Annotated in this window: 8 protein-coding genes; 2 read left to right on the forward strand and 6 right to left on the reverse strand. The window is 60.7% G+C overall.

Going from position 1 to position 10,436, the window contains the following annotated elements:
* The 6 genes from G533_RS0118460 to G533_RS22855 all read right to left on the reverse strand — a co-directional run.
* The coding region (locus G533_RS0118460; protein ID WP_027951204.1) for a heavy metal sensor histidine kinase at positions 1-1,325 on the reverse strand (1,325 nt) is incomplete at its 3' end.
* Positions 1,326-1,365: 40 nt separating this feature from the next.
* A complete protein-coding gene (locus G533_RS0118465; protein ID WP_008250617.1) occupies positions 1,366-2,058 on the reverse strand; it encodes a heavy metal response regulator transcription factor in 693 nt (230 codons plus the stop codon).
* A 322-nt stretch (positions 2,059-2,380) separates the two neighbouring features.
* The gene (locus tag G533_RS0118470; protein ID WP_027951212.1) at positions 2,381-3,145 is read right to left on the reverse strand and encodes a MauE/DoxX family redox-associated membrane protein; all 765 of its coding nucleotides are present in this window, start codon (positions 3,143-3,145) and stop codon (positions 2,381-2,383) included.
* Between the two features lie 52 nt (positions 3,146-3,197).
* Positions 3,198-3,773 carry a DUF305 domain-containing protein gene (locus G533_RS22845; RefSeq protein ID WP_239547938.1) on the reverse strand — a complete coding sequence of 192 codons (576 nt, stop codon included), beginning with the start codon at positions 3,771-3,773 and terminating at the stop codon, positions 3,198-3,200.
* Between the two features lie 4 nt (positions 3,774-3,777).
* Positions 3,778-5,130: a PEP/pyruvate-binding domain-containing protein gene (locus tag G533_RS25185; RefSeq protein WP_240472467.1), complete on the reverse strand. Its 1,353-nt coding sequence runs from the start codon at positions 5,128-5,130 to the stop codon at positions 3,778-3,780.
* 83 nt (positions 5,131-5,213) lie between these two features.
* On the reverse strand, positions 5,214-5,873 hold the full coding sequence (locus tag G533_RS22855) for a TetR/AcrR family transcriptional regulator (RefSeq protein ID WP_008250649.1): 660 nt from the start codon (positions 5,871-5,873) through the stop codon (positions 5,214-5,216).
* 63 nt (positions 5,874-5,936) lie between these two features.
* On the opposite strand from G533_RS22855, the gene G533_RS0118490 reads away from it, so the two are divergent.
* Both G533_RS0118490 and G533_RS0118495 read left to right on the forward strand, forming a co-directional pair.
* Complete coding sequence (locus tag G533_RS0118490) at positions 5,937-6,986, forward strand: efflux RND transporter periplasmic adaptor subunit (protein WP_008250648.1); 1,050 nt, start codon at positions 5,937-5,939, stop codon at positions 6,984-6,986.
* Positions 6,983-10,027, forward strand: coding sequence for an efflux RND transporter permease subunit (locus G533_RS0118495; protein ID WP_027951213.1), 3,045 nt, complete (start codon positions 6,983-6,985; stop codon positions 10,025-10,027). The genes G533_RS0118490 and G533_RS0118495 overlap by 4 nt, the downstream gene beginning before the upstream one ends.
* Positions 10,028-10,436 lie beyond the last annotated feature (409 nt).

Genomic DNA, 10,436 nt, shown 5'->3' on the forward strand with positions numbered 1-10,436 from the left:
AAGCGCGTGACGCCGCGTTCGGAGATCACCGCGATGTTTCCTTCATGGGCCTCGACTATGGACTTGACGATAGCCAGCCCCAAGCCAGCACCTTCGCTTTGGCGTTGCCGGGAAGGATCGACCCGGTAAAACCGGTCGAAAATCCTGAGCAAATGCTCGGCTGGAATTTCTGGCCCCGGATTCTGTACGCTGAGTAACGCCCTACCCTCGCCCGATGAATCCAGACGGATCAGCACACTTCTTCCCACTGGTGTGTGGCGTATTGCATTGGACAGCAGATTGGACAATGCGCGACGCAGCATAGCGCGGTCACCTTGTATAATCGGTGCCTTTCCTTCCAACACCAATTGGATGTGCTTTTCCTCCGCCAGGGCCTCGAAAAAATCGAACAGCTCGCGCACTTCCCGAGCCAGATCCAGCGGTTCCCAGACAGGCTTGAGCAGGCCGTGTTCGCTCTGGGCCAGCCAGAGCATGTCGTTGACCATTTTGGTCAGGCGCTCCTGTTCTTCAAGATTCGAGTAGAGCAGTTCGCGATATTCTTCCAGGCTTCTGGACTTACCCAAACCCACCTGGGTCTGGGTGATCAGGTTGGTCAAAGGCGTGCGCAATTCATGGGCAATATCGGCGGAGAAATAGGATAGTCGAACGAAGCTGTCTTCCAAGCGGCCAATCATATGATTAAAGGAACAGACAAGGTTTTGCAGTTCCCGGGGAACGGTGTTAGGGTCTAGACGCACATGAAGGCGATCCGCCTGAATATCACTCATTGTCGCACTCAGCTCGCGCAAGGGCGCGTGCCCCTGGTGCACGCCATACCAGGCCGCCAAGAGAGTCACCGCGCCTGCCAGCACCATAATCATCCACAAACTGCGCCGAAAATTTTCCAGAAAGTGGATATGGAAATCCATATCGATAGCAGCAACGATGCGATAATTCTGGTCTTCAATGCGGGTATGCGTGATAGTGCCACGGTAGGTTTTGCCATCAGTTTGCCAGGTATAAAGATTGTCTACCTGAATACGGCTCACAGGAGAATAGGTGTTTTCTTGTGGCGAAGGTCCACCCTCCTCAGGACCATAGACCAAACGTCCCGCATCATCCCACACTTGAAAGTAGACACCATGGTGACCAGAAACAGCTCGCGCAAGGGCGCCCTCCGGTGCCGAGTCCTGATCTTTCGCCGATTGTAGAGCGTCTTCAACAGCACGAGTAATCACCACCAACTCGTCGGCATCCTGTTCAGCAAAATGGCGCTCTACTTCATTCAGCACGAGATAACCGATCATCAGTAAACTGAAACCGATAGCCATCGCGACAAACAGCATCACCCGGCTGTTGAGTGACAGTGGTCGTCTCCGGACGAGGCTAACCTTCGTCATGGTCGTCTTCAACCTCCAGCTTGTAACCCATGCCACGCACGGTGTGAATCAGCTTGGGCTCAAAATCGTCATCGATTTTTGCTCTTAGGCGCCGTATGGCCACATCAATCACATTGGTGTCGGAATCGAAGTTCATGTCCCATACCTGGGAGGCGATCAAGGAGCGCGGTAATACTTCACCCTGCCGCCGGACCAACAGTTCCAGCAGGCAAAACTCCTTGTGGCTGAGATTGATCCTGCGACCGGCGCGCGTGGCCCGGTGCCGCGGCAAATCCAGGGTGAGGTCGGCGACCCTGATCTGATCCGTCATCACCGGCACCGCACTGCGGCGCAACAGAGTGCGCACCCGGGCCAGCAGTTCGGCAAAAGCGAAGGGCTTGACCAGGTAATCATCAGCCCCCAATTCAAGGCCTTTAACGCGGTCATCCACGCTGTCGCGGGCGGTTAGGAACAGCACTGGCGTCTGACGGCCAGCCTCGCGCAACGACTGCACGATCCGCCAGCCGTCGACGTCCGGCAGCATGACGTCCAGCACCAGTAAATCAAAAGTTTCGGTCATCGCCAAATGATGGCCGTCGAGGCCATTGCGCGCGAGCGTGACCATAAAGCCTGCCTCGGTCAGCCCCTGCTGTAAATAATCGCCAGTTTTGATTTCGTCTTCGACCACCAATAGCCGCATCGTTGCCCTGCCCCGTAGTTTTCAGAATGGGTTTGGAAACAGCCTAAGCTCGACTAACCCACAAGAAGATGACGGCCAGATTACAACTTTGTCATTGTTTAGTCATGCGGGTGACAGGCTCGGCTCGCTAGTATTCGAAATCAAGAACCTTGAACAACCATCATTTACCTAAGAAGAGATTGACTCATTGACTGAATGGTTTCCCAACACTGGAGTATTGAGAATATTCATACACTTTGCTTAACTGAACCCATTTACAACCCAGCTGTCCTTCCCGAATAGGAAAGCTAAAAATAAGCCGCGTTGTTATCTCTCATGAACACTACCAGCCTAGCACCCACATTCGGACCGGCATCCAGATCGCCATCACCATCATCATCAAATTTTCAGTCAGCGACACGAAGCCCAGGGGAACATTCGAGTTGCCGCCGACACAGGCGCACTTTAGTTCGCGCTTATCGATATACACTGCCTTGAATACCGACACCGCACCGACAGTCCCGATAAACAACGCCACCGGCACCGCAATCCACATGAGAGCTCCGGCGATCATCAGAATACCAGCTAGAGCTTCGCCGAAAGGATAGATATAACCGTAACGTACCCAACGACGGGCCAGCAGGTCGTAATTCAAAAACATTGTTGAGAAGCTTTCCACATCCTGCAACTTCTGTACTGCCAAAAGCGTCATTGAGATGGCAATGAACCATTCGAGTGTTCTCACTATCATGAAGGTACCAAAGGCTACCCAACTGAAAGCCAGCGCCATTAGGAAACCAACAGCGAAAATTGCGATTACCGGCTTGTAGCTGGTCTCATCTTCGTCCGGCACCTCTTGGCCGAAGTACTCGCGCAGTTCGTCGTAGCCTCCAATCCGCTTTCCGTCAATCCAGGTTTGGGGCGTCGTGTCGACACCATGCTTCTGCTTAAAAGCCTCGGTCTGGTCCTGCGTCTCAAGGTGATGATCCTCGACATCAAACCCTTCGTGCTTCAGCAGATCGACAGACTTGAGCCCATAAGGACAGAGATGATCCGGCATCACCATTCGGTAAATTTCGGCCTTTCTGGCGTTCGCATCATTTGCCATGGTTTTCTCCTATTTTCTCAAATTCACGTTTTCTGACAGCCTTGAGCGCTTGTCATGTCTCGCAAGACCAGAACCCGCGGTAACCAACCTTCAACCCTTTATCGAGAGAAAAAACTAACTCCGCATCGGACCGCCAGTCCGCCTCATCATTCAGCGGATTAACTGTAATGCTGGTTCCGCGTGCCTTAAATGCAAATCCGCCTGAATCGGTTTCACCACTCGCTTCCAGCGACAAGAGCACACCGTTCAGTTTCATGGCACCGGCGTTGCCTCCCTGTGCCGCCCACAGGATCGGATCAGTTTCCGGACTGCGATTAAAAGTGCAGCGTGGTCCTGTCTCAAGAATTTGATTGGCTTCGGACCGGAGCATGGGAGACGGGTCGAGCGTGGAGATCAACGTGTTGCTTAATGCATCGCCCACCGTTCCCACTTTAGCAGGAGGATCTTCGTATATCCTTTCAACAACATTACCGGCCGAGACATCAGCGATCAGGTAGCGCATTTCGGCGATCTCGCGCCGCTGGGCTCCAATAATTTCGTCGGCAAGCTTACGCACGCGGGGGTCGCGAATCTGCGCACGCTCCGAAGTCATAACTGCGATGGAGTGGTGCGGAATCATTGCTCGCATGTAGCTAGATCCTGACACAGTGACCTGGCTGCGCACCAGCCAAAACGAGAGCACGAATACCACGACAGAACATGCGAAGATTGCGAGGTTGATTCTTTTGTTTGAATACATACCAAGCATAGCGCATGATGGGTACCCAGTCCGGGTCGGTGCGCTCGGTGACCAGGATGGCACCCTCGGGAAAGGCATCGACATCGCCCGGCCGGTCCACCACGCAGACCGGCCCGCCGGCGATGGCACTGCCCACGGCTGCCCCCTCAAGCAGCACCCGACCTTTTTCCTTCAGGTGATAGCTCACCAGGACGCTGCGGTCCTTCTGCGATTCTATGGTTTCCGGCCGGGCCTGAACAATGAACAGCTGCCCGTCGCTGTCCCGGGCCCACTCGATATCCATGGGCCGCCCGTAGTGCGCCTCGATTCTGGCTCCCCAGCGGGCCAGGTGCAGGACCGCTACGTCATCCAGCACCCGGCTGCGTTGTTCTGCCGTGCTGGTAGGGACGGTGACAGTGGGCCCCTGATCATCGTCGGCATCCGAGGGCTGGCTATCCTCCGGTAGCGCATAGCGCATTTTCACCAGCTTGCTGCCCACGCTCGCTTCAATCACGGGGCTCAGTGCGCGCTCCTCGAGGAAGGGCTTGTAGGCCATGTAGCGGTCGGGATTGACCGAACCCTTCACGACGGTTTCCCCCAAGCCCCAGGCAGCACTGATGAGCACCACGTCGGGAAAGCCGCTCTCGGTATCCAGGGTGAACATCACGCCCGCCGCGGCGGATTCCACCATCTGCTGGACACCGACGGACAGGGCGACCTGTTCGTGTTCGAAGCCTCGCTCTTCCCGGTAGGCAATGGCGCGATCGGTGTAGAGGGAGGCGTAGCATTCGCGGCAGGCCTGCAGAAGGGCCTCCTCGCCGCGGACATTGAGGAAGCTCTCCTGTTGTCCGGCAAAGGAAGCCTCGGGCAGGTCTTCCGCGGTGGCGGAGCTGCGCACGGCGACAGCCAGGGAGGGGGTCTGCAGGCGCTCACAGAGTTCGCGGTAGGCGCCCGTGATCAGGGTGCGCTGGCGGTTGGAAAAATTCCCCCTGCGGATCAGCTCGCGGATGGCTCCGCCGGTGGCTTCGAGCGATTGGCTGCCTCGACGCATGGCAGCCACAGCCTCGCGGATGGGGGCCTCCAGCCGGTTGTCCGCCAGGTAGTCGCGGAAGGCCTGCGCCGTGGTGGCAAAACCGAAGGGGACCCGGATCCCTTCCTCGCTCAGGCGCTGGTACATTTCCCCCAGGCTGGCGTTCTTGCCACCGACTTGCGGCAGGCACGAGAGGTCAAGGGTGTCGAACCACAGGACGGTTTCTGGTTGGTTCACCGCATCATCTCCTGCTTGTGGGCTTGCCGCTACAGGATAGACCAGGGCAGGCGTTGTGGCGCGCAGGCATGGCGCCGGAGCCATCAGGTCCCGTGCAGGCTGAGGAAGCGGTCCACCACCTGCTCGACATGCGTTTCCAGGGACTCGCCCGTGAATTTTGCCGGCTGGCCGTAGAGTAGCCGGATCAACTCCAGTCCCAGCAGCATGCCAATCAACAGCTCCGTGCTTTGTGGCGGGTCCGGTATGCGCAGCAGGCCGGCGGCATCGGCCCGGGTCATCCAGTGTTCCAGCTGCGCGTGAGTGGCTTCCGGTCCCGAGCGGTAGATACGCGCCAGGATCGCCTGGGAAGAAGCGGGGCTGGCCAGTACCAGGCGCAGGAAGCCCTGGTGCTCCTCACCGAGGACGAAGCTCAGCAGCTGTTGGCCGAAGCTGCACAGCGCCTTGCGGGCACTGGAGGCGTCTTCCGGTTGCAGATTGAGGCTGTCCATCAGGCTGTTGGCCTGGTCGCCAATTACGGCGTCGAGCAGGGCTTCGCGATTGGCATAGCGGGCGTAGATCGTCACCTTCGAGACACCCGCCCGGCGCGCTACGGCCTCCATGGAGAGCTCACCCGGGCCCCCCTGGAACAGCAGTGACCGCGCGGCGTCGAGAATGGCGCGTTGCTTGGCCGGGTCGGGCGGTCGCCCGGGCCGGGCGTTGCTCGCGGTAGAGGACGGTGCGGCTTTGGCCTGCTTGCTTGACACTGGTGCGTACCTCTTAATTACTGTACGATACCGTACACTAAATTGGCGGATGGATCACCTTTCATGTTGCGAGCAAGGCTGGTCGCCATTCTGGCGGCGTTTACCCTGGCTGCCTGTGGCGAGGATACCGGTAATCAGGCCCAGGCGCCCGCGGCCCACTGGGTTTTGACGGTGCCCCTGAGGGCGACCTCGGATCAGCGCCTGCAGCTTTCCGGCACCGTGCGGGCGCGGTTTGAAACGCCACTCGCCTTCCAGGTTGGCGGGCGCATCCTGCAGCGCCGGGCCAATGCGGGGGAGAAGGTGACGCCTGGCCAGGTTTTGTTTCGCCTCGACCCGCGGGATTTCGACCAGGCGCTGCGCATTGCCGAGGCGGAACTGGCTGCAGCCAGGGCGGCACGGGAGACGGCCGTCAGTGAACTCTCGCGTCAGGAACAACTGGTGGCGCAGAATTTTGTCAGTGCCCAGAGCCTGGCGCGCTTTCGCCTGGCGGAGCAGGATGCCCGCAGCCGGGTGGACGCGGCTGCCGCCAGTCTCGCCAGTGCCCGCCATCAGCGCGAATATGCCGATTTGCGACTGGCGCAGGGCGGGGTGCTGATCGAGGTCAGTGGCGAGCCCGGTCAGGTTGTGGCGGCGGGCGAGCCGGTCGCTCTGCTGGCCCAACGGGGCGAGCGCGAGATTGAGGTGTTCCTCCCCGACGTGGGGCCGGCTCCGGTTCAGGGCACGGTTCGCTGGCGCGACCAGCCGCCCCGCGCGATACACCTGCGTGAAGTGGCGGGCTCTGCGGACCCGGCGAGTCGTACCTGGCGCGCGCGCTACCAGCTGGATGACAGCGACGAGAGTTTGCCGCTTGGGGTTGTGGTTCAGGTTGATCTCCACGAAACCGGCAGTTCGCAGCGCTTTGCCCTGCCGTTCTCCGCGCTGGATGAACGTGGGGAGGGTCCCCGCATCTGGACCTTGCGCGACGGTGAGGCGCACCCGGTGTCGGTATCGATCGCCGGTTTGCGCGACGATCGTGTGCTGGTGGCGGTGGATCTGCCCGCCGGCACGCCGGTGATCCGGCTCGGCACCCATCTGCTGGAACCCGGCCAGGCGGTGCGGGAGCGCAGGCAATGAGTTTCCCCAATCTCTCTGCCCTGGCGGTGCGCGAGCGTGCCCTCACGCTGTTCTTTTTGCTGCTGTCAGTAGTGGCCGGGGTCTATGCCTTCACGACGCTGGGGCGCGCCGAGGACCCGAGTTTTACCGTGCGCATCATGGTGGTCTCCGCCCTGTGGCCGGGGGCGACCCCGGAAGAGATTGAGGAGCAGGTGGCCGACCGTCTGGAGCAGCGCATCCAGGAGGTCGAGGACCTCTATCGCATCGAAACAGTGATTCGTCCGGGGCGTGTCGATCTGCAGGTGGAGTTCGAGGACTATACGCCCAGTGAAGCGGTGCCCGACCTCTTCTATGAAGTGCGCAAGCGGATGTGGGACGAGGCGCCGAACCTGCCTGAGGGGGTGATTGGCCCGATCGTCAACGATGATTTCTCCGACGTCTACTTCTCGCTACTGGCGCTGACTGCACCGGGCCTGCCGATGGCCGACCTGACCCGCGAGGCGGAGGCTATCCGTGACCGCTTGCAGCGCCTGGACGGCACGCGCAAGGTGCTGCTCCTAGGTGAGCGCAGCGAGCGGGTTTTCGTGGAGTTCGATCCGGCGCGTCTGGCCAACCTTGGGGTTCGCCCCGAAGTGATTTTTGATGCCATCGCGGCGCACAACCAGCTGGCCCCCGCCGGTTTCATCGACCGCGAGGGGCCGCGAACCTACCTGCGTATCGACTCGGACCTCTCCGCCCGCGGTGCGCTGGAGGCGGTCCCCGTCGCCATTGGTGATCGACTGCTGCGCCTGGGGAACCTCGCGACCGTCCACTCCGGTTACGAGGACCCGCCAAGTTACCTGGTCAGGGCACACGGGGAGGATGCCATTCTGCTGGGTGTGGTCATGCGCGAGGGTGAGAACGGGCTGGATTTTGGGGCGGAGTTATCCGCCTTCCTGGAGCGCGAGCGCGGCCGTCTGCCCCTGGGCATGACCCTGCATACCCTGACCAACCAGACCGACATGATCCGGGCGGCGGTGGACCTGTTCCAGGTGAAGTTCCTGGTCGCGGTGGCCGTAGTGATGGCGGTGAGCATTCTTTCCATCGGCCTGCGAGCTGGCCTGATCGTGGGGATCGCCATACCGGTGACCCTGGGGCTGGCCTTCCTGTTGATGAAACTGGCCGGGATCAACCTCGACCGAATCACCCTGGGGGCCTTGATTATCGCCCTTGGCCTGCTGGTGGACGACGCCATCATTGCCATCGAAATGATGATTGTGAAGATGGAGGCCGGCTGGGACCGGGTCCAGGCGGCCACCCATGCCTGGAACGTTACCGCGGCGCCGATGCTCTTCGGTACCCTGGTCACGGTGGTGGGCTTCGTGCCGATCGGTTTTGCCCGCTCCGGCGTCGGTGAGTACGCGGGAAATATCTTCTGGGTCATGGCCTTCTCCCTGCTGGTGTCCTGGCTGGTGGCGGTGACCTTCACCCCCTGGCTCGGCGTGAAGCTGTTGCCGGACCTGCACAGTCAGGGGCACGGTGAGGACGCCTACCAGACGCCACTCTACCGTTGCCTGCGCGGGCTGATCCTAGCCTGCGTTCGCCACCGCAAGAGCGTGGTGGCGGTGACCGTCGCTCTGCTGGCGCTGGGTGTGGTGGGCATGAATACCGTGGTACAGAAGCAGTTCTTTCCCGCCTCGGACAGGCCCGAGGCCCTGGTGGAAATCTACCTGCCCCAGGGCAGTGCGATCGGTGTGACCGACCGCGTGGTGCAGCGCCTGGAGGCTGTCCTCGAGGACATGCCCGAGGTGCGCAGCCTGTCCTCCTATGTGGGCGCCGGGGCTCCCCGCTTTTTCCTCTCGGCCAACCCGGAGCAGCCGAACCCCGCATTTGCCAAGATTATCGCCATTGGCGAGGATGCCGATGGGCGTGATCATATCCTGAAGACCCTGCGGACCCACGTGGATGCCGGCGAATTTCCCGAGGCCCGTATTCGACTGACTCGTCTGTTCTACGGCCCACCCGTGGTCTGGCCAGTTACCTTCCGCATACTTGGTCCCGACCCCCTGGTCCTGAGGGAGCTGGCGCGGGAGGTCAGTGCACGGGTCGACGCGCATCCGAACACCACGGGCACCCACCTGGACTGGGACGAGAGGGTGCCGGTGGTGCGGCTCAAAATGGACAGCGAGCGACTGCGCCTGATGGGCCTGACACCCAGCGAGGTCGCCAGGCAGGTGCAGTTCCAGCTGGACGGCCTGCCGATCGATGAACTGCGCCGGGATGTCCGCACAGTAGAGCTGCGAGCACGGGCACGGCGCGATACTCTGCCCGACCTGGAGCACCTGGAAATACGCAACCAGTCCGGCGACAAGCTGCCGTTGATTCAGCTGGGTGAGCTGAGCGTGGAGTTTGAGGACCCGGTGATCAAACGCCACAACCGGCAGCGGGTGCTGGCGGTGCAGGCGGATGTGCGCGGCGCCCAGGCGCCGGCGGTGCAGATGGCCATCTGGCAGCAGCTGGAGAGTTTCCGCAGCCAGCTGCCCCTCGACTACCACATGGAACTGGGGGGAAGTATCGAGAGCTCGGCCAAGGGGGAAGGCTCGATCCAGGCAATGCAGCCGGTGATGGTGATCCTGACGCTGATTCTCATCATGCTGCAGATGCGCTCTTTTTCGGGGCTGTTTATCGTGGTGGCCACGGCGCCCCTGGGGCTCGTGGGAGCGGTAGCCGCCATGGTGCTGTTCGACCAGCCCTTCGGGATCAATGCCCTGCTCGGGCTGATCGGCCTGTCCGGCATTCTCATGCGCAACACGATGATCCTCACCCAGCAGGTGCAGGACAATCTGGAGGCAGGGCTGGAGGCGGCCACCGCGGTGATCGAGGCGGCGGTGCAGCGCGCCAGGCCGGTAGTGTTGACCGCGCTGGCCGCGGTATTCGCCTTTGTGCCCCTGACCCTGGACAGCTTCTGGGGGCCGTTGGCCTACGTGCTGATCGGCGGCATCGCCGTGGGCACGGCGATTACCCTGTTGTTTGTGCCGGCTCTGTACGCCCTGTGGTTCCGCCTTCAGGTGCCCGAGCGCTGATGCGGGGATGGCCGCGTCCTCAGTGGCGGTATAGGCTGGCCCTTGTGCTTATCGCTTGGAATATACGTAACGTATAGGAAGAATAAACGCCCTTTTCACCCAAGTCCAACAGCTTTGGACCGCAGTTGACTCTTTCGACACCCCTGCGATGCAACCCAATCCGGCTGACGGGGAGCCAGCAACGCTGAAAATTTACCCTCCTCTTTCCCACTAGCGGCTCCTTTTCCGACAACCAGCACGGCGGATCCCTGCCGCGGCGCTGTGAACGCAGCATTTTGATTGGTATCGTTGGCCTTCAGGCTCGTCAGTCAAACAGACCCAGGAGCAGCTCAGCCGGTGGCGCCCGGCTTTCGGGTAACGCCCTGGTCCCGCTGGTTTCGGCTTTGTGCTTCAGGTGATCAAGGATCTG

The sequence above is a fragment of the Haliea salexigens DSM 19537 genome (assembly GCF_000423125.1).
GTDB classification, from domain to species: domain Bacteria; phylum Pseudomonadota; class Gammaproteobacteria; order Pseudomonadales; family Halieaceae; genus Haliea; species Haliea salexigens.